The organism is Comamonas endophytica, from assembly GCF_023634805.2.
GTDB classification, from domain to species: Bacteria; Pseudomonadota; Gammaproteobacteria; order Burkholderiales; family Burkholderiaceae_C; genus Comamonas; species Comamonas endophytica.
This window is the reverse complement of sequence record NZ_CP106881.1, coordinates 663,654-682,538: the sequence shown is the minus strand read 5'-3', so window position 1 is coordinate 682,538 and position 18,885 is coordinate 663,654. Positions and strand designations below refer to the sequence as shown.

Genomic DNA, 18,885 nt, shown 5'->3' with positions numbered 1-18,885 from the left:
CCTATGCCGCTTTTTCCGCGCCCTTGAGGGCGCGCTTGAGGTCGTCGATCAGGTCGTCGGCATCTTCCAGGCCGATCGACAGGCGGATCGTGCCCTGGCCGATGCCGGCGCCAGCTAGCGCGTCGTCGTCCATGCGGAAGTGGGTGGTGCTGGCCGGGTGGATCACCAGCGAGCGGCAGTCGCCGACGTTGGCGAGGTGGCTGAAGACCTTGAGCGTCTCGATGAACTTCTTGCCCTGGTTGCGGTTGCCGGCGATGTCGAAGCTGAACACCGAGCCCGCGCCGCGCGGCAGCAGCTTCTTCGCCAGCGCATGGCTGGGATGGCTCTCGAGCATCGGGTGGCCGACGCGGCTGACCAGCGGGTGGCTGGCCAGGTACTGCACGACCTTCTCGGTGTTGCGCATGTGGCGCTCCATGCGCAGCGGCAGGGTCTCGATGCCCTGCAGGATCAGCCAGGCGGTATGCGGGCTCATGCAGGCGCCGAAGTCGCGCAGGCCCTCGCGGCGCGCGCGCAGCAGGAAGGCGCCGACGCTGCTTTCCTCGGTGAACACCATGTTGTGGAAACCGTCGTAGGGCGCGGTCAGCTCGGGGAATTTGCCCGAACGCTCCCAGTCGAAGCTGCCGCCATCGACGATCACGCCGCCGATCACCGTGCCGTGCCCGGAGAGGAACTTGGTGGCCGAGTGGTAGACGATGTCCGCGCCCAGCGACAGGGGCTTCATCAGCCAGGGCGAGGTCAGCGTGGAGTCGACCAGCAGCGGCACGCCGGCTTCGTGCGCGATCTGCGAGACGGTGGGGATGTCCAGCACGTCCAGGCCCGGGTTGCCCACGGTCTCGCCGAAGAACAGCCGGGTGTTGGGGCGCACCGCGGCCTTCCAGCCGTCGATGTCGCCGGGCTTGACGAAGGTGGTCTCGATGCCGAAGCGCGCCAGCGTGTAGTGCAGCAGGTTCTGGCTGCCGCCGTAGAGCGCGGTGCTGGCGACGATATGGCTGCCCGCGCCCATCAGCGTGGCCACCGACAGGTGCAGCGCCGCCTGGCCGCTGGCCACGGCGATCGCGCCCACGCCGCCTTCCAGCGCCGACACGCGCTGCTCGAGCACGGCATTGGTGGGGTTGCTGATGCGGCTGTAGACATGGCCGGGCCGCTCGAGGTTGAACAGCGAAGCCGCATGGTCGCTGGACTCGAACACGAACGAGGTGGTGAGGTGGATGGGCACGGCGCGCGCGCCCGTCGCGGGGTCGGGCTGGGTGCCTGCGTGCAGGCTCAGCGTATCGAAGCCGGGGTCAGAGTAACCGGGCATCTTGTCTCCAGTTTTGGTCATTCGCCAGATGGCGCGCCGCCCCGCGGGCGGGCCAACGATTATGCATGGCGTCTGGCGCGCACCACGGCGACCTCGCCGCCGACGCCCGAAAAGCCGCGTCGCGGGCTTCGGGCGCAGGTTTGTCGGCTAAGATCAATCACCCGCAGAAGACGCCGGCAGCCGGAGACAAACCATGAAAGTTCGCGACATTCTTCGCGTCAAGGGCAACACCTTGTACGCCATTTCCCCCGATGAGCCCCTGAGCCGCGCGGTGGAGACGATGGCCGAGAAGGACATCGGCTCGCTGGTCGTCATGGAGCACTCGGACGTGGTGGGCATGCTCACCTTCCGCGAGGTGATCCAGGCCCTGGTCAAGAACGCCGCGGGCACGACGCTGGTGCGCACCGCCATGGACGATGCCCCGCTGACCTGCACCCTGGAAACCGAAATGGACGAGGTGCGCCGCATGATGCTCGACCGCCACGCGCGCTACATGCCGGTGATGGACAAGCGCATGCTGATGGGCGTGATCAGCTTCTACGACGTCGCCAAGGCGGTGGTGGACAGCCAGAACTTCGAGAACCGGATGCTGAAGGCTTATATCCGCGACTGGCCGGAGGGGGAGCGGCAAGGGGCGGAATAACGGCTCCCACGTTCGCCCACTTCGTGTGGCCCTCTGCCGCCTCGAAGGGCAAAGCCCCCACCCCGTTTTGCCTTGGGGCGGCCCGGCGGCAAAACCAGACGTCCACCAATCGGGTGCTGCGCGCGCCATACTCACCGTTCGTCCTGAGCTTGTCGAAGGATGAACGGCCTGTCCTCAGAAAGTGAGCGGACTTGGCCATCGGATGGATTTAAGGCGTGCGCGCCCCCATCCCCCGGCATAATCCCCCGCCATGAGCGGCAATACCTTCGGAACCCTTTTCTGCGTCACCAATTTCGGTGAATCCCACGGCCCGGCCATTGGCTGCGTGATCGACGGCTGTCCTCCGGGCCTGCCTTTGAGCGAAGCCATCATCCAGCACGACCTGGACCGCCGCCGTCCCGGCACCAGCCGCCATGTGACGCAGCGTCAGGAGCCGGACGCCGTGGAGATCCTCTCCGGCGTTTACGAGGGCAAGACCACGGGCACGCCCATTGCGCTGCTGATCCGCAACACCGACCAGCGCAGCAAGGACTACGCCAGCATCGTCGAGAGCTTCCGCCCGGGGCACGCCGACTACACCTACTGGCACAAATACGGCATCCGCGACCCGCGCGGCGGCGGCCGTTCCTCGGCGCGCCTCACGGCCCCCACGGTGGCCGCAGGCGCCGTCGCCAAGCAGTGGCTCAAGGCGCAGTACGGCACCGAATTCCGCGCCTGCATGACGCAGCTGGGCGAACTGGAGATTCCCTTCGAGGATTGGGGCCACGTGCCGAACAACCCGTTCTTCGCGCCCGTGGCCGATGTCTCTGCCTACGAGAGCTACATGGACGCGCTGCGCAAGGCCGGCGACTCCTGCGGCGCGCGCATCCGCGTGCAGGCCAGCGGCATGCCCGTGGGCCTGGGGCAGCCGCTCTACGACAAGCTCGATGCCGACATTGCCTACGCGATGATGGGCCTGAATGCCGTCAAGGGCGTGGAGATCGGCGCCGGCTTCGCCAGCGTCGCGCAGCGCGGCACGGTGCATGGCGACTCGCTCACGCCGGCCGGGTTCGAAAGCAACCATGCGGGCGGCGTTCTGGGCGGCATCAGCACCGGCCAGGACCTCGAGGTCTCGATCGCCATCAAGCCCACCAGCTCCATCCTGAGCCCGCGCGACTCCATCGACATCCACGGCCAGCCCACGGAAGTGATCACCAAGGGCCGCCATGACCCCTGCGTGGGCATCCGCGCCGCGCCCATTGCCGAGGCGCTGCTGGCGCTGGTGGTGATGGACCATGCACTGCGCCACCGCGCGCAGTGCGGCGATGTGCGCCAGGGGGTGGCGCCCATTGCCTCTTCATTGCTCTAAGAGCGGGCCCCAGACGAGAAAAAGCCATCCCGAGGGATGGCTTTTTATTCGTTCGTCCTGAGCCTGCCTGGGCGGCCCCGTCGAAGGATGGACGGCCTGCTTTCGATTTGGAAAGCAGGCCCTTCATGGTTCGATCCTTCGACAAGCTCAGGATCACCACGAACGGTTTAATGTCATATCCGCTGATGGTGGGCTTGCTGGGCAGCGCCGTCGAAGGATGGACGACCCCGCGACAAACGTTATCCCCTGCGCACCTCGTCCATCACATCCTTGAAGTCCTCGATGTCCTCGAAGCTCCGATACACGCTGGCAAACCGGATGTACGCCACCTTGTCCAGCTGCTTGAGCTCATGCATGACCAGCTCGCCAATGCGGCTCGAAGGCACCTCGCGCAGCCCCAGGTTGCGCAGCTTCTCCTCGATGCGTTCGATCGCGGTGTCGACCTGCTCGGTGCTCACCGGGCGCTTGCGCAGCGCCAGCGAGAACGAGCCGCTCAGCTTGGCGCGCTCGTACTCGATGCGCCGCCCGTCCTTCTTGACGATGGCCGGGTAGCTGACTTCAGGCCGCTCGTAGGTCGTGAAGCGCTTGTCGCAACCTCCGCACTGGCGCCGGCGGCGGATGAAGCCGCCGTCTTCCGCTTCGCGCGTCTCGACCACCTGGGTGTCGGGGTGGCTGCAAAAAGGGCACTTCATCGCGCGGTGCCAGGATCAGTCGCGGTAGACCGGGAAGCGCGCGGTCAAAGCCGCCACCTTGGCGCGCACCGCGGCCAGGTTGGCTTCGTCCGTGGGGTTGTCCAGCACGTCGGCCACCAGGTTGGCGGTCAGGCGGGCTTCCTCTTCCTTGAAGCCGCGCGTGGTCATGGCGGGCGTGCCCACGCGGATGCCGCTGGTCACCATCGGCTTTTCCGGATCGTTGGGGATGCTGTTCTTGTTGATCGTGATGTGGGCTGCACCCAGCGCGGCTTCGGCCGCCTTGCCGGTGATGCCCTTGGCACGCAGGTCGACCAGCATGACATGGCTCTCGGTGCGGCCGGAGACGATGCGCAGTCCGCGCTCGGTCAGCGTTTCGGCGAACACCTGGGCGTTCTTCACGACCTGGGCCTGGTAGGCCTTGAACTCGGGCGTCAGCGCTTCCTTGAAGGCCACGGCCTTGCCGGCGATGACGTGCATCAGCGGGCCGCCCTGCAGGCCGGGGAAGATGGCCGAGTTGATGGCCTTCTCGTGCTCGGCCTTCATCAGGATGACGCCGCCGCGCGGGCCGCGCAGGCTCTTGTGGGTCGTGGTCGTGACCACGTCGGCGTGGGGCACGGGGTTGGGGTACACGCCCGCGGCGATCAGGCCGGCGTAGTGCGCCATGTCGACCCACAGGATGGCGCCGATTTCCTTGGCGATCCTGGCGAAGCGCTCGAAGTCGATGCGCAGCGCATAGGCCGAGGCACCGGCAATGATCAGCTTGGGCTTGTGCTCGCGCGCCTTGGCTTCCAGCGCGTCGTAATCGATCTCTTCCTTGGCATCGAGGCCATAGGAGACGACGTTGAACCACTTGCCGGACATGTTCAGCGGCATGCCGTGGGTCAGGTGGCCGCCTTCGGCCAGGCTCATGCCGAGGATGGTATCGCCAGGCTTCAGGAATGCCAGCAGCACGGCCTGGTTGGCCTGCGAGCCGGAATTGGGCTGCACGTTGGCGGCATCGGCGCCGAACAGCTGCTTCACGCGGTCGATGGCGAGCTGCTCGACCACGTCGACGTTCTCGCAGCCACCGTAGTAGCGCTTGCCCGGGTAGCCTTCGGCGTACTTGTTGGTGAGCTGGGAACCCTGGGCTTCCATGACGGCGGGCGAGCAGTAGTTCTCGCTGGCGATCAGCTCGATGTGGTCTTCCTGGCGCTGGTTCTCGGCCTGGATGGCGGCAAACAGTTCGGGGTCGGCTTTTTCAACGGTGATATTGCGGTGGTACATGGCAGTCCTATGAACTTGAAGTCCCTTGAGGCCAAGGGCTGCCCAGGCGAACGGCGGAACGCTTCAGGCTGATCCGTGCCTGGGCGGTACGCTCCCCGGTGGTTCACGGATGCAAATCCGCTGGTTTCCACGTCAGCGGCAGCCCGGTCTTTCGATCTTCGGGACTGCGCCTATCGCCAGTTGCGTACCCCGCTAGTGTAGCTGAGCGCGGATGGCCCGTGCAGCAAAGGGCCGCAGGCCCTGGCACTTGAACAGGCCTGGATCAGAGGCTGGTGTTGAGTGCCACCTGCTCGACGGCGCTCGCCACCGGGGCGGCTGCGGGCGGGGTGGTCTGCTTGGCCGTCAGCAGCGGCTGGGCCGGGGCGGCGGGCAGGGCGCGCAGGCCGGCGGCCTGGCGCAGGCGGCTGTGCTCCGCCAGGACCTTGGCGGCATAACCGCCGTCGTTGGGCAGGTTCGCGGCGCCCACGTAGTGGCGCAGGCCGCCCTCGACCGAACCGGCGCGCGCGATGCAGTCCTTGAGCACCTTGACGCCCACGCGCAGGTTGGTGACGGGATCGAACGCCGCCATGCTGCCGCCGAAGTTCTCGTATTTGTCGGTATGGACGCTGGTCATGACCTGCATCAGGCCCTGGGCGCCGACGGCGCTCTGGGCGAAGGGGTTGAAGCTCGATTCGATGGCCATGATGGCCAGGATCAGCGTGGGGTCGATCTTGTTGCTCTGGCCCAGCGCATAGGCTTCGGACACCAGAGAGGCCAGCGGCTCGGGCGCGACGCGGTACTTCTTGCTGAGCCAATAGGCCACGGCCGCCTGCTCGCGCGGCAGGTCCTTGGGGTTGCGCGCCGTGGCGCGGTCGATCGCATCGGGCTCGGTGGGCATGTCGATCACGGCCACCTGGCGCGACTGCAGCCAGTCGCGCAGCTGGACCTCGCCCTCGAGGCGCAGGTCCGGTCGGGCAAACAGCGTGATGGCCACGAAGGCCACGGCCAGGCCCAGCAGTGCAAAGCCGTTATGGGTGATCTCCAGAAAACCGTCGGTCACATCGGACGCAAAGGTTCGCATCGCTGCGAAGACTTTTGCTGATGCAGGCATGTTGATTCCTTTCAAGAGGCGTCACCCCGCTTTGCTGACCCGGAAAGGGAGCATGGGGCAAGCGCCTAGATTGGCGCGCTGCAATCCCTGGTCGGTGCCGGCTGGACATCGAAGGGGGTGGTCTGGGCCACCTGGCTGCAGCGAAGAGAGGGGTCTCGTTCAAGACTGGCGGATTCTAGGAGCTCACCAAATATTAAGTCAACACTATGGAAAATATCTGTTATATCAAAATGGAATAATGAACGCTGGATGCAAACCCAGGAGTTTGCTGATCTCAACCTTTGGCAACGCCCATTCTTCAAGCCTTTTCAACAGTCTATGAGGCTTGAGCGACCATTGGCAAAACTCATTGGATTGCTGCGCCGCAGCTCGCTTATCCTGGTCCCGACTGCTTGTGGCAGTTGACTGCTGGAAGAGCGTTGTAAGGTGGAACGGCACTTCATCTGTCAGTTCCTCTCTGTAAACTGTCTCGGAAGGCCTGCAGGGAGCAATCGATGCTTCCACGCAACCCGGACGATCCTCTCCTGGTTGCATGCCCCCTACGGCAAAGGACTTGGAGCCTGCCGTGAAGCCCGGTCAGTGGTAGCACTGCTGGCCGGGCTTTCTGTTTGTGCAGCTCTTACTTTTGCTCACCTGCGCCTTTGCCTCCTGCCGGGAACGCAGATGCCGGCGCAGCGTCAGGTCCATCAGCTTGAATCGGCCGGGATTCATCCCATATGGATGAGAGCGCTGTTGCAAGGCCAAGCTGCTGTAACTGACAATGCATCGCATGGCTGTCGAGGCTTGGCATCCCCTGGCGCCGCCGCGGTTGCCTGTCGCGGCGTTTCAGGCTTCCCTCCAGCTGCCGTCGAAGTCCGGCGCAAGGCCGCGGACCCGTACCGAACGGGCTGTGCGGTGATTGAGTTTGGGCTCTGCGCAAATAACAGCGAAAATACTTCTTTATTCACTGCGCCGCTTTGCGGCACAGGCCAGGCTCTGGCGGTCCATGCGGGGCGCCCAGGGCCTATACCATTGAACAATGTCTCCTCATTCTCCACGTAGCAACATGTCTGACGCCCCTGAAGTGAACCCGGCCCCGGCCAAGACCTCTGAAACGCATCCTCTTGATGCGCTGACCGGCGGCGCGTTTTCCGCAGAAACCTCGGGTGAGCGTGCGTCGCGCATCCGGGACTGGCTTGCGACCCAGCCCGCACAAGACCAACTGCAGGAGGTGTTCAAGGAGCTCAGCGTGCGCGACAAGGGCGCGGCCCGCGCGGTGCGCGAGCGGCTCGATGAAATCCGCCGCCTGGAAACCCAGGAAAAGATCGGCGTCGAATGGGCCGACAAGGCGCGCCAGCTGCTGGAGGCCGAGAAGCTCAACATCGCCGATGCCATCGCCTGGCAGCGCGACGCCGCCAAGGCCGGCGCGGCGCTGTCGCGCGAGCCCCTGTCCGTGTTCAAGGCCCAGTTGGCCGAACGCGTGAAGGTCATCGAGGACCTGCAGCACCGCGTGCAGGTTCAGCGCGAAGCCGCCGTCTTGCTGGCCCAGCGCATCGAAGTGCTGTCGACCAAGCCCTGGCGCGATGCCGCGGCCGCGCTCGAGGCACTGAGCGCCGACGTCGCGCACTGGCAGGCCCAGGCGGCAGAGCTCACGGGCGATGCCAACTGGGTCAGCGTGGACGCGAAGTTCCCGCCCCAGCTGGAGAACTCGCGCAAGCAGCTGCTGGTGGTCTGGGATGCGTTCCAGTCCGCCCTGGCGCTGACGCAGGCCGCGGCCCAGGACGAACAAGCCGAGCTGCCGCCGGTGCCGGTCTGGGCCGATGAGCTGCGCGTGGCGCGCGGCCTGCCCGCCGAAGCCGCCGTGGTGGCTGCCAAGACCGCTGCCGCGCCGGCCAAGCCGGCTGCGGCACCGCGCGCCAAGCCGGCCTCCAAGGTGGCGCCCGAAGTGGCCGAGGCCGCCGTGCAGGCCGTGCGCCAGGCACTGGCCGAGCTGACGGCCCTCACTTCCGCCGCCGGCGAACAGCCTGCGCAGGAAGCGGCCCCGGTGGATACCGCCGCGGTGGATGCCGCCGCGGTGGACACCGCCCCTTCGGAAACGACCCCCGCCGAGCCCCAGGCGCCTGCAGCACCTGCAGCGCCGGCCGCCGCCAGGGGCAAGCAGGCCAAGGCCATTGCCCAGCTGCGCGCCGTGCTCAAGCAGCAAGGCCGCCATGTCAATGCCGAACTGGGTGCCGAAGTCAATGCCGCGCTGCTGGCCGCGGGCGATGCCCAGGGCTGGCAGGGCTGGAAGGCCGACTCGGTGCGCGAGGAGCTGGTGCAGCAGGCCGAATCGCTGCTCAACCGTCCCGACGGCCAGGCGCTGGGCGGCCGCAAGATGCAGGAGTCGCTGCGCAGCCTGCGCGAGCAGTGGAAGCAGGCCGACCAGGGCGCGCCCGCCAATCATGCGCTGTGGAAGCGTTTCGACGAGGCCTGCAATGCCGCGCACAAGGTGGTCGAAGCCTGGCTGGACCGCGTGCGCAGCGAAGCCGCCAACAACAAGGCGCAGCGCGTGCAGCTGATCGAGGAAGTCAAGGCCTGGGCGGCAGCGCAGGGCGACTCGACGGACTGGAAGAGCATGTCCCGCAGCCTGCGCCAATTCGGCGAACGCTGGCGCGATGGCGGCCATGTCGGCGAAAAGATGTTTGCCGAGCTGCAGCCGCTGTGGAAGCAGGCCATTGCCGCCGCCGAGGCGCCGCTGCATGCCGCGCAGAAGGCCAGCCTGGCCCGCCGCCACGCCATGATCGACGAGGCCGTGGCGCTGGGCGAGGCCCCGACGCTGCGCATCGACGCCGTCAAGGCGCTGCAGCAGCGCTGGCAGGCCGAGGCGCAGGCCGTGCCGCTGGACCGCAAGCACGAGCAAAAGCTCTGGGATGCCTTCCGCAAGCCGCTGGACGATGCCTTCAACCGCAAGGGCAGCGAACGGGGCAGCCGCGCACAGGTCGAGCTCAGCGAGCGCGACCGCCAGGTGCTCGATGCCTCCAAGGCGCTGGAAGCCGCCAACGCCAGCGGCGATGCGCAGCAGATCCGCGCGGCCATGACGGCGCTGGAAGCAGCTTTGCACAGCCAGGCGCAGGCGCAGGAATCCGCCGCCAAAGCTGACGCAGCCAAGGTCGAAGCAGCTCCGGCTGCCGATGCCGATGCTGGCGCCGAAGCGGCTGCCAAGCCCGCCGCGGTGCACAAGCCCGTGGTGGCGGTGCGCGGCGATGACCGTCCCGGCATGAAGAAGGAAGCGCCTGCGGCCGCGGGGCGCCCCGGCCGTCCTGGCGAGCGCCGCGACAGCCGCGACAGCCGCGATGGCCGCCCTGGTGGCGACCGTGGCGGGCGTTTCGGCGATCGTGGCGACCGCCCGATGCGCGAAGACCGCGGCCCGCGCCTGGCCGATCCGGCCTTCCGCGCGCAGCGCGACGCGCTCGAGCATGCCCAGGCGGCGCTGCGCAAGCTCGCCGTGCAGGCCCATGGCGAAGCCCTGACCCAGCTGCTCAATGCCTGGGAAAAGCGCGATGCCGAGCAGCTGCCCAGCGTACAGGAACTCGGCGGCCGCGTGACCCCGCAGGTGCGCAGCGCCTGGGCCAAGTCGATCGCGGCACCCGTGGCCGGCGATGCGGGCGAAGCCCTGCTGCGCCTGGAGATGGCCGCCGACGTGCCCACGCCCGCCGAGCAGATCACGGCGCGCCGTACGCTGCAACTGCAGTTGCTGACGCGCCGCAACGATCCCTCGCCTGCCGAGACCTGGGGCCAGGATGCCGCCCGCGTGCTGGCCAGCGCGCGCGACGAGGGCAGCGCCCGCCGCCTGCAGAATGCGCTCAAGGCCCTGCTGCGCAAGTAAGCCGCGCAATGCCTGCGAAAAAGCCACTCCGCGGAGTGGCTTTTTTCATGGCGCAGGCGCAGCCGGGGAGGGCGCCAATGCGCCATGCGCGCGCAAAAAGAAAAAGGCCGTTGCATGTGCAACGGCCTTTTGAATCTGGTGCCCAGGAGAGGACTCGAACCTCCACGATGTTACTCGCTAGTACCTGAAACTAGTGCGTCTACCAATTCCGCCACCTGGGCATTTCAGGAAAGATTGAATTATAGGGGAGGTTTTGGAGGTCAAAAGGGAAAATGGGGAATTTTCTTTTTGGGTGGGTGGATGGAGGGGGTGGGCTGGCTTTGACGAGCGGCATCCGCTGGAATGCTGGCTTTTCTTGGAGGACAGGCCGTTCATGGTTCGAGCCTTGGGCAGGCTCAGGATCACCACGAACGCTTCCCAGTCGCTCGCCTTGGCTCCCCTGAGCTTGCGTGCCTTCAACCGTTCGTCCTGAGCCTGTCGAAGGATGGACGGCCTGTCCAAAAGCAAAGGCACATCCTGACCATGGCACATCCAAGCGGAAAAAGAAAAAGGCCGTTGCATGTGCAACGGCCTTTTGAATCTTGGTGCCCAGGAGAGGACTCGAACCTCCACGATGTTACTCGCTAGTACCTGAAACTAGTGCGTCTACCAATTCCGCCACCTGGGCATTTCAGGAAAGATTTGAATTATGCAGTATAAAAAACCGTATTTTTCAAAAATCCCTAAAAAATTTATTTCCTTCGACTTGCTGCCTGGGCCCTGCCGCATCGCACAATCACTTCAAAGACCACTGAGGTAGCAGTGACCCTGAATTTTTCAAAAACCTTCGCAGGTTCTCGTTAAACTTGGTGCCCAGGAGAGGACTCGAACCTCCACGATGTTACTCGCTAGTACCTGAAACTAGTGCGTCTACCAATTCCGCCACCTGGGCATCTCAGGAAAGATCAACATTGTATAGCAAAAAAATGAACCTCAGCACAAACTCTGCCCCCGCAACCGAAGAAATCGAAGGCAGCGTGCAGGGTCATCGCGATGGCCATGGTTTCGTATTGCGCGATGACGGCGAAAAAGACATCTTCATCCCCGCCAATGAAATGCGCGCAGTGCTGCACAAGGACCGCGTCAAGGTCCAGATCGTGCGCTACGACCGGCGCGGGCGGCCCGAAGGGCGCGTGACCGAGATCATCGAGCGCCCGACGAAGACCATCATCGGCCGGCTGCTGCAGGAAAGCGGCGTCTGGCTGGTCGCCCCCGAAGACAAGCGCTACGGCCAGGACGTGCTGATTCCCGCCAACGCCACCGGTACCGCCAAGACCGGCCAGGTCGTGGTGGCCGAGCTCACCGAATCGCCGGCCCTGTTCGGCCAGCCCGTGGGGCGCATCACCGAAGTGCTGGGCGAGGTCGACGACGCGGGCATGGAGATCGAGATCGCGGTGCGCAAGTACGACGTGCCGCACGAGTTCTCGCCCGAGTGCCTGGAGCAGACCAAGGCGCTGCCCGACAAGGTGCGGGCCATCGACCGCAGGCAGCGCATCGACCTGACCGACGTGCCGTTGGTCACCATCGACGGCGAGGACGCGCGCGACTTCGACGACGCCGTCTATTGCGAGCCCGCCAAGATCGGCCGCAGCAAGGGCTGGCGCCTGCTGGTGGCCATTGCCGACGTGAGCCACTACGTGCGCACCGGCAGCGCCATCGACATCGATGCCTACGACCGCGCCACCAGCGTCTATTTCCCGCGCCGCGTGATTCCCATGCTGCCGGAGAAGCTCAGCAACGGGCTGTGCTCGCTGAACCCCGACGTGGACCGCCTGTGCATGGTCTGCGACATGCTGGTAACAGCCAAGGGCGAGATCCACGCCTACCAGTTCTATCCGGCGGTCATGCACAGCCATGCGCGCTTCACCTATACCGAGGTCGCGGCCATCCTCACCAATACGCGCGGCCCCGAGGCCCAGCGCCGCAGCGCGCGCGTGCCCGACCTGCTCAACCTGCATGGCGTCTACCAGTCGCTGCTCAAGGCGCGCCAGGCGCGCGGTGCGGTGGACTTCGAGACCACCGAGACGCAGATCGTCAGCGACGAGAACGGCCGCATCGAGAAGATCATCCCGCGCACGCGCAACGAGGCGCACAAGCTGATCGAGGAGGCGATGCTGGCGGCCAATGTCTGCAGCGCCGATTTCATCGCGCAAAGCGGACAGAACGGGCTGTTCCGCGTGCACGACAAGCCCTCGCTGGAAAAGCAGGAAGTGCTGCGCAACTATCTCAAGGCCATGGCCGTGGGCATGTCGATCAGCGAGAACCCCAAGCCCGCCGAGTTCCAGGCCATCGCGCAGGCCACCAAGGAGCGTCCCGACGCGCCGCAGATCCACACCATGCTGCTGCGCTCGATGATGCAGGCCATCTACACGCCGGTGAACGAAGGGCACTTCGGCCTGGCCTTCGAGGCCTACACCCATTTCACCAGCCCGATCCGGCGCTATCCCGACCTGCTGGTGCACCGCGTGATCAAGTCGGAACTCGAAGGCAAGCGCTACCGCCTGCCGGCGCTGCCGACACCGGGCGAAGCCCACGCCAAGCTGGCCAAGCGGCTGGCCACGCGCGTGAGCGCGCCCGGCCAGAGTCCGCGCAAGAAGCCCGCGGGCGGCGCCGAGCTGCAGGCCTGGGAAGCGGCCGGGCTGCACTGCAGCGCCAACGAGCGCCGCGCCGACGAAGCCAGCCGCGATGTCGAGTCGTGGCTCAAGTGCAAGTACATGCGCGAGCACCTGGGCGAGGAATTCTCGGGCACCGTCACGGCCGTCACCTCCTTCGGCATCTTCGTGACGCTGGACGCGATGTATGTCGAGGGCCTGGTGCACATCACCGAGCTGGGCGGCGAATACTTCAAGTTCGACGAGACGCGCCAGGAGCTGCGCGGCGAGCGCTCGGGCATCCGCTATGCGATCGGCTCGCGCCTGCGCGTGCAGGTCAGCCGCGTCGATCTCGACGGCCGGCGCATCGACTTCCGCCTGGTGCAGGAGGGCGGCGAGGCGCTGCCGTCGCGCAGTGGAAGTGGTGGCAGCAGCGGCAAGCGCGGCGCGCGTGAGGAACGCAGCCCGCGCGAGGAACGCGGCCGGCGCGACGATGCCCTGCAATACGACGATGCGCCGCAGGGGCGCCGCCAGCGTGGCAGCCGCTCCATGCCTTCGCTGCCGCCGCCGTCGCCCATCGAGGGCTTGAAGGCCTCGGTGCGCCGGGCTGCCAGTTCGCCCAAGCCCTCGGGCAAGCCCAAGCGCAAGCCGCGGCGCTGAGTTTTGTGTGCGAGGCCATAGGATAGGCCGTCCATGTTTCGACGGGCTCACCACGAACGTTTTCACCCGTTCGCCCTGAGCTTGCCTGGGCGGCCCCGTCGAAGGGTGAATTGCCTGTCCTATAGAAAAAGTCCTTCTCGCATCCTACGAGGCGAGGGCGTTCATATTGCGACAAGTTCGCCCCGGCACGCTCACCATGAACAGGCATACAAAAAGCCTCGGCTCAGCCGGGGCTTTTTCTATTGCAGCGCCGCAGCCAGCGCGCTGGCCGTGAGCGCCTGGTGCGCGGGCCAGTGATCGGCGGCCGCTCCATGCGCCTGCACCGCGCTGCTGGCGGCCTGGTGCGGCGTCAGGCCCTGCGCCAGCCGTGCGCCGATCAGCCCGGCCAGCACATCGCCGGTGCCGGCCGTCGCCAGACGCGCATTGCCCCTGGCGTTGATGACGGGCAGCTCGCCGGGCGAGGCAGTGACCGAGCCCGACCCCTTGAGCACCACGGTGCAGGCGTAGCGCCCGGCCAGCGCCTGCGCCGCGGCCAGCCGGTTGGCCTGCACCTGCGCGGTGGTGCATTGCAGCAGGCGCGCGGCTTCCAGCGGATGCGGCGTCAGGATGCTGGCAAGGCCGGCATCGGCGCGTGCGCGCAGGGCCCGGGCCAGTGCGCCGTCGCCGGCGACGGCATTCAGGCCGTCGGCATCGAGCACCAGGCGCGGCGCCCGCGCCAGGGCGGCGGGCAGCACGGCGCGCACGGCTTCGCCGCCGCCGCAGCCGCAGACCGCAGTGAGCTGCGGCCAGTCCAGCGCATCGACGCGGCGCAGCATCAGTTCGGGCCAGGGCGGGGCGGTGGTGGCGCCCTCGTCCAGCAGCGCCACCATGACCCGGCCCGCGCCGCCATGCAGCGCGGCCCGCGCCGCCAGCCAGGCCGCGCCGGTCATGCCCATGCCGCGCGCCGCCAGGCCTTCGCCGCCGACCACCGCGACATCGCCAAAGCTGCCCTTGTGGCTGGCATGCGGGGCCTGGGGCCGCGCGTTCACGGGATGTTCCGTGCCCAATTGCGCAGTGGCCCTGGGCGCCAGCGCGCCGCAGCCAAGATCGTCGAGCCAGACGCTGCCGCAGGCATCGCGCCCCTGGGCCGTGAACAGGCCGGGCTTGAGCGTCAGCAGGCTCAGCGTATGGCGCGGCGCCATGGGTATGGAATCCGGGGCGAATCCGTCGGCATACTGTCCGGTATCGGCATCGAGCCCCGAAGGAACATCGACCGCCAGCACCATGGCCTGGCTGGTGCGCAGGGCTTGCAGCAGCTCCTGCAAGGCACCGGACGGCGCGTGGCGCGGCGGGCCGCCGCCCGGCAGGGCCGAGGCGCTCAGGCCGATGCCCAGCAGCGCGTCGATGCACAGATCGCCCGGACCGAGATCGGTGGGCGGGCCCGGCGCAAACACGACGCCGGCCTCGCTGGCGCGCTGCCATGCGGCGCGCGCATCGGCGGGCGCGGCGTCGGGTTCGCCCAGCCAGGTGACGCTGACGGCGCGTCCCGCGAGGTGCAGGCACAGCGCGGCCTCCAGGCCGTCGCCGCCATTGTTGCCGCGGCCGCAGGCGATCCAGACATGGCGCGCATGCGGAGCCAGGGCCAGTGCCAGCCGCGCCGTGGCCGCGCCCGCGCGCCGCATCAGCGTGTGGGCAGGCAGGCCGGCGGCAGCTGCGGCTTCGAGGGTGCGGGTTGCGGCAACGCTGTGCAGCGCATGTTTTCGTTCAAGGGAGATGGCGTGCATGGCCCAGCATAGGGCCGTGCTCAGAAGCGTTCAAGCGTAAGGCCGGCGGTGTCGATGGCCGGAGCGCGTCCCTTGACCAGGTCGGCCAGCACCCAGGCGCAGCCATGGGCCATGGCCGCGCCGTGGGTGCCGTGGCCCAGGTTGAGCCAGATGCCGGGCAGGCCGCTGGCTCCCAGCAGCGGCGCGCCGTCGGGCGTCATGGCGCGCGTGCCGCGCCAGCCCTGCAGGCCCTGCGAGGCGTGCATGCCGCCGGGGAACCACTGGTTGAGCGCGCGGAACAGCCGCTGCAGGCTGGGCTTGTGCAGCGTGCCCGAGGTGCCGAGCTCGGCGCCGCCGCCCGCGCGCACGCGCTGGCCCAGCCGCACCAGCGTGATCTGGCTGTCCCAGTCGAGCAGCGCGCAGCGCGGGGCATGCACCGGCTCGCGCACCGGCGCGCTGGCCGTGTAGCCGCCCAGGCCGATCAGGGGCAGATGCAGGCCCAGCGGGCGCAGCAGCGCGGCGCCTTCCATGCCCGTGCAGACCACGATGGCCTCGTGCTTGCGCGGCGCCGCCTCGTCCGCGAGCTGCACCCGCGCGGGCGCATGCTGCAGCCGCGTGACCTGGGCGTTGAAAACGAATTGCACGCCCATCTGCTGGGCCGAGAAGCGCTGCAGCTGCACCCACAGGCGGCTGTTGGCGGTGGCCGCTTCGGGCAGATTCAGGGCCGCCGCCAGCGGAAAGTCGCCGGCCAGGCCGGGCTCGAGCAGGCGCGCCTGCGCCGCATCGAGCCGCTGCACGGGCACGCCGGCATCGGCCAGCACCTTGAGCGCCGGCGCCAGCCGCGCCAGCGTCGCCTCGCTGCGCAGCAGCACCATGGCGCCGTTCTGCGCCTGCAGGTCCTGGTCCAGCGCCACCGGATCGCCGTCGCGCAGCTGGCGGCTGTATCGGCTCAGCCTTTCGATGGCGGCCAATGCCGGATGCGCCTGTTCCGGCGCGCTGCGGATGCGCCGCCCGGCCTGACGCCATTGCCAGAGCCAGGAAAGCTCGGCGCGGCGCAGGCCGCTGCCGATGCGCAGCAGCGAGGCAGGGGCGCGCAGGCCCGGTGCGCTCCAGGGCTGCAGCAGCGCCGGCGCCAGCCAGCCCGTGGGCGCGAAGCTGGCGCCCTCGGCGGCGCTGCCGTGCCGGTCATAGACGGTGACGGCGTGTCCGTCGCACGCAAGCGCGTGCGCTGTGGCGATGCCGGCGGCGCCGGCACCCACGATGGCGATATTCATGGGGTTGTGTTCAGGAAATGGGGAGCAGCTCGCGCGCTACGAGGAAGCAAGTATGCGCTCTATCTGCAGGCTGATGCCCAGGACCGCGTCGTCGCGCAGCGGGCCGTGCCACACCATCATGCCGACGGGCAGCTCGCCGCGCTGGTGGCAGGGCAGCGACAAGGCGCAGCCGTCGAGCATGTTGACCACCGCGGTATTGCGCAGCAGCAGGTGGTTGGCGCGCTGGAAGCCTGCGTCGCGCTCGGCATCCACTGCGGCGTCCAGGCCTTCGGCCGGCGCCACGCTGTCGATCCGGGGCGCGAGTATCGGCACGGTGGGCGAGAGCAGCGCGTCATAGCCGGCGAGCGCCCGCTCCATGCGCGCGATCCACGCGTTGCGCGCGTTGTGCAGGTCGATATAGTGCGCCGCCGTCATGCTCGCGCCGCGCTCGATGCGGCTGCGGATGCGCGGATCGTAGGGCCGGCCCAGCGCATCGGCGCGTTCGAGCAGCGGCCGGTGCCAGGCGTAGCTTTCGGCGCCGGAGAAGCTGCCGTGGTCGTTGATGTGCAGCAGGGTGTCGAGCTCGGGCAGATCGATGTCGACGATCTGCGCGCCCGCGGCGCGCAGCTGTTCCAGGCTGCGCTCGAAGGCGTGCGCCACGGCGGGCTCGATATCGTCGAAGAACAGCCGGCGCGGCACGGCCAGGCGCCAGTCGGCAATGCCACAGGCGCTGCGCGTCACGGTGCGCGCGGCGAGGATCTCGTGCGCCACGATGGCGTCGCGCACGCTGCGCGTGATGGCGCATACCGTGTCGAGCGTGGGCGACAGCGGCACCGTGCCGGCGGTGGGCGTGAGGCGCGCGGTGTTCTTGAAGCCGACCAGGCCGCACAGCGCCGCCGGAATGCGGATCGAGCCGCCGGTGTCCGATCCCAGGCCGATGTAGGCCGCGCCGCTGGCCACCGACACCGCCGCGCCCGACGACGAGCCGCCGCTCACGCGCGCCGGCCCGGGCAGTGCGCCAAAGCGTGCATCGAATGCGGCCGGGGTGCCGAAATGCGGGTTGGTGCCCACGCCGGAATAAGCGAACTCCACCATATGGGTGCGGCCGATGATCGCGGCGCCGGCCGCGCGCAGCCGCGCGACGGCGGGGCTGTCCTGCGTCGCCAGGGGGGCATCGGCCAGCACCAGCGAGCTGGCGGCGGTGCGCGTGCCCTCGATATCGAAAAGGTCTTTTACCGAGACCGGCAGGCCGGCCAGGGGCAGCTGCGGCGCGGCGCGCGCGGCGCTCTGCATGGCGCTGTCGAACAGCGTCTGGGCAAAGGCATGCTTGCAGACGGGCGAGCGTGCCGTCTCGATGGCGGCCTGCAGCAGGTCGGTGGCGCGGCATTCGCCGCTGCGCACGTTGGCGAGCGCGGAGCAAAGATCAGAGTGCATGCTTGTGGTAGAATTTTTCGGCTTTGCTGAGTGCTGCCTGTTCGGCATGCGATGCAGCGGCGTGTCAGGCGTTCATCCAAGCGTATGAGCGCCCCGGCCGCCGCGCCCACAGTGTGCCCCATGGGCATCCAGCGAAGCAAATAGCAAACCAGTCCCCTCAAGGTGTTGCCCTCCCGGGCAAATGTCGGGCTGGATTTTAGACCCAACCTTTGGAGTATCAATATGTCCGTCACCATGCGCGAAATGCTGGAAGCCGGTGTCCACTTCGGCCACCAGACCCGCTTCTGGAACCCCAAGATGGCCCCGTTCATCTTCGGCCACCGCAACAAGATTCACATCATCAACCTGGAAAAGTCGCTGCCGATGCTCCAGGAAGCGCAGAAGTTCGCCAAGCAGCTGTCCGCCAACCGCGGCACCGTGCTGATGGTGGGCACGAAGCGCCAGGCCCGCGAGCTGGTGGCTGCCGAAGCCCAGCGCGCCGGCGTGCCCTACGTCGACCAGCGCTGGCTGGGCGGCATGCTGACCAACTTCAAGACCGTCAAGACCTCGATCAAGCGTCTGAAGGACATGAAGGTCCAGCAGGAAGCCGGCCTGGAAAGCATGAGCAAGAAGGAACAGCTGATGTTCGCCCGCGAACTCGAGAAGCTGGAAAAGGACATCGGCGGCATCCAGGACATGAACGGTCTGCCCGACGCCATCTTCGTGATCGACGTGGGCTTCCACAAGATCGCCGTGGCCGAAGCCAAGAAGCTGGGCATCCCCCTGATCGGTGTGGTGGACTCGAACCACAACCCCGAAGGCATCGACTACGTGATCCCCGGCAACGATGACTCGGCCAAGGCCGTGGAACTGTACGCCCGCGCGATCGCCGACGCCATCATCGAAGGCCGTGCCGATGCCGTCAACGACGTTGTCAAGGCCGTGGCTGCCGAAGGCTCGGACGAATTTGTGGAAGTGCAAGAGTCGGCTGCCTGAAGTCCGGCAAC

Annotated in this window: 12 protein-coding genes, 3 tRNA genes and 1 riboswitch; of the genes, 5 read left to right on the top strand and 10 right to left on the bottom strand. The window is 67.5% G+C overall.

All coding sequences use genetic code 11. From position 1 onward, the window contains the following. Position 1: 1 nt before the first annotated feature. Positions 2 to 1,300 carry an O-acetylhomoserine aminocarboxypropyltransferase gene (locus M9799_RS02925; protein WP_231044269.1) on the bottom strand — a complete coding sequence of 433 codons (1,299 nt, stop codon included), beginning with the start codon at positions 1,298 to 1,300 and terminating at the stop codon, positions 2 to 4. A gap of 193 nt (positions 1,301 to 1,493) precedes the next feature. Here M9799_RS02925 and M9799_RS02920 point away from each other — a divergent pair, with 193 nt between their 5' ends. Together M9799_RS02920 and aroC are read left to right on the top strand one after the other, a co-directional pair. Then, complete coding sequence (locus M9799_RS02920) at positions 1,494 to 1,943, top strand: CBS domain-containing protein (protein WP_175504578.1); 450 nt, start codon at positions 1,494 to 1,496, stop codon at positions 1,941 to 1,943. 250 nt (positions 1,944 to 2,193) lie between these two features. Continuing rightward, complete coding sequence (gene aroC / locus M9799_RS02915) at positions 2,194 to 3,291, top strand: chorismate synthase (protein ID WP_231044270.1); 1,098 nt, start codon at positions 2,194 to 2,196, stop codon at positions 3,289 to 3,291. Positions 3,292 to 3,530: 239 nt separating this feature from the next. Here the strand turns inward: aroC and nrdR are convergent, their stop codons facing one another. The 3 genes from nrdR to M9799_RS02900 form a co-directional block, all read right to left on the bottom strand. Then, positions 3,531 to 3,983, bottom strand: coding sequence for a transcriptional regulator NrdR (gene nrdR / locus M9799_RS02910; protein WP_231044271.1), 453 nt, complete (start codon positions 3,981 to 3,983; stop codon positions 3,531 to 3,533). A 15-nt stretch (positions 3,984 to 3,998) separates the two neighbouring features. Continuing rightward, positions 3,999 to 5,246 (bottom strand): serine hydroxymethyltransferase, encoded by a 1,248-nt coding sequence (glyA, locus tag M9799_RS02905; protein WP_231044272.1) that lies wholly within the window; start codon positions 5,244 to 5,246, stop codon positions 3,999 to 4,001. Between the two features lie 33 nt (positions 5,247 to 5,279). Beyond that, positions 5,280 to 5,440: riboswitch (ZMP/ZTP riboswitch) on the bottom strand. A gap of 68 nt (positions 5,441 to 5,508) precedes the next feature. Further along, positions 5,509 to 6,336 (bottom strand): lytic transglycosylase domain-containing protein, encoded by an 828-nt coding sequence (locus tag M9799_RS02900; protein ID WP_231044273.1) that lies wholly within the window; start codon positions 6,334 to 6,336, stop codon positions 5,509 to 5,511. 1,045 nt (positions 6,337 to 7,381) lie between these two features. Here M9799_RS02900 and M9799_RS02895 point away from each other — a divergent pair. Beyond that, a complete protein-coding gene (locus M9799_RS02895) occupies positions 7,382 to 10,180 on the top strand; it encodes a DUF349 domain-containing protein (RefSeq protein ID WP_231044274.1) in 2,799 nt (932 codons plus the stop codon). Positions 10,181 to 10,316: 136 nt separating this feature from the next. Here M9799_RS02895 and M9799_RS02890 read toward each other — a convergent pair. From M9799_RS02890 to M9799_RS02880, 3 genes are all read right to left on the bottom strand, one after another. Continuing rightward, a tRNA-Leu gene (locus M9799_RS02890) sits at positions 10,317 to 10,401 on the bottom strand. 361 nt (positions 10,402 to 10,762) lie between these two features. Beyond that, positions 10,763 to 10,847 (bottom strand) — tRNA-Leu (locus tag M9799_RS02885). 179 nt (positions 10,848 to 11,026) lie between these two features. Beyond that, a tRNA-Leu gene (locus M9799_RS02880) sits at positions 11,027 to 11,111 on the bottom strand. 34 nt (positions 11,112 to 11,145) lie between these two features. Here M9799_RS02880 and rnr point away from each other — a divergent pair. Further along, positions 11,146 to 13,470 (top strand): ribonuclease R, encoded by a 2,325-nt coding sequence (rnr, locus tag M9799_RS02875; RefSeq protein WP_231044275.1) that lies wholly within the window; start codon positions 11,146 to 11,148, stop codon positions 13,468 to 13,470. A gap of 239 nt (positions 13,471 to 13,709) precedes the next feature. On the opposite strand, the gene M9799_RS02870 is transcribed toward rnr, so the two are convergent. Genes M9799_RS02870 through M9799_RS02860 form a run of 3 tightly spaced genes read right to left on the bottom strand, consistent with a single transcriptional unit; the run spans position 13,710 to position 17,899 of the window. Then, positions 13,710 to 15,233, bottom strand: coding sequence for an NAD(P)H-hydrate dehydratase (locus tag M9799_RS02870; protein ID WP_231044276.1), 1,524 nt, complete (start codon positions 15,231 to 15,233; stop codon positions 13,710 to 13,712). Between the two features lie 20 nt (positions 15,234 to 15,253). Then, on the bottom strand, positions 15,254 to 16,486 hold the full coding sequence (locus M9799_RS02865; protein ID WP_231044277.1) for an FAD-dependent oxidoreductase: 1,233 nt from the start codon (positions 16,484 to 16,486) through the stop codon (positions 15,254 to 15,256). Between the two features lie 36 nt (positions 16,487 to 16,522). Further along, positions 16,523 to 17,899: an amidase gene (locus M9799_RS02860; RefSeq protein ID WP_231044278.1), complete on the bottom strand. Its 1,377-nt coding sequence runs from the start codon at positions 17,897 to 17,899 to the stop codon at positions 16,523 to 16,525. 222 nt (positions 17,900 to 18,121) lie between these two features. Between M9799_RS02860 and rpsB the strand changes: the two genes are divergently transcribed. Next, positions 18,122 to 18,874 carry a 30S ribosomal protein S2 gene (gene rpsB / locus M9799_RS02855; RefSeq protein WP_231044279.1) on the top strand — a complete coding sequence of 251 codons (753 nt, stop codon included), beginning with the start codon at positions 18,122 to 18,124 and terminating at the stop codon, positions 18,872 to 18,874. The last annotated feature ends 11 nt before the right edge of the window (positions 18,875 to 18,885 follow it).

Excerpts from the sequence above, each read along its gene's own strand:
- glyA (WP_231044272.1), bottom strand. The coding sequence starts at position 5,246 with ATGTACCACCGCAATATCACCGTTGAAAAAGCCGACCCCGAACTGTTT.
- M9799_RS02925 (WP_231044269.1), bottom strand. The coding sequence starts at position 1,300 with ATGCCCGGTTACTCTGACCCCGGCTTCGATACGCTGAGCCTGCACGCA.
- M9799_RS02870 (WP_231044276.1), bottom strand. The coding sequence starts at position 15,233 with ATGCACGCCATCTCCCTTGAACGAAAACATGCGCTGCACAGCGTTGCC.
- M9799_RS02920 (WP_175504578.1), top strand. The coding sequence starts at position 1,494 with ATGAAAGTTCGCGACATTCTTCGCGTCAAGGGCAACACCTTGTACGCC.
- aroC (WP_231044270.1), top strand. The coding sequence starts at position 2,194 with ATGAGCGGCAATACCTTCGGAACCCTTTTCTGCGTCACCAATTTCGGT.
- M9799_RS02865 (WP_231044277.1), bottom strand. The coding sequence starts at position 16,486 with ATGAATATCGCCATCGTGGGTGCCGGCGCCGCCGGCATCGCCACAGCG.
- rpsB (WP_231044279.1), top strand. The coding sequence starts at position 18,122 with ATGTCCGTCACCATGCGCGAAATGCTGGAAGCCGGTGTCCACTTCGGC.
- M9799_RS02895 (WP_231044274.1), top strand. The coding sequence starts at position 7,382 with ATGTCTGACGCCCCTGAAGTGAACCCGGCCCCGGCCAAGACCTCTGAA.
- rnr (WP_231044275.1), top strand. The coding sequence starts at position 11,146 with ATGAACCTCAGCACAAACTCTGCCCCCGCAACCGAAGAAATCGAAGGC.
- nrdR (WP_231044271.1), bottom strand. The coding sequence starts at position 3,983 with ATGAAGTGCCCTTTTTGCAGCCACCCCGACACCCAGGTGGTCGAGACG.
- M9799_RS02900 (WP_231044273.1), bottom strand. The coding sequence starts at position 6,336 with ATGCCTGCATCAGCAAAAGTCTTCGCAGCGATGCGAACCTTTGCGTCC.
- M9799_RS02860 (WP_231044278.1), bottom strand. The coding sequence starts at position 17,899 with ATGCACTCTGATCTTTGCTCCGCGCTCGCCAACGTGCGCAGCGGCGAA.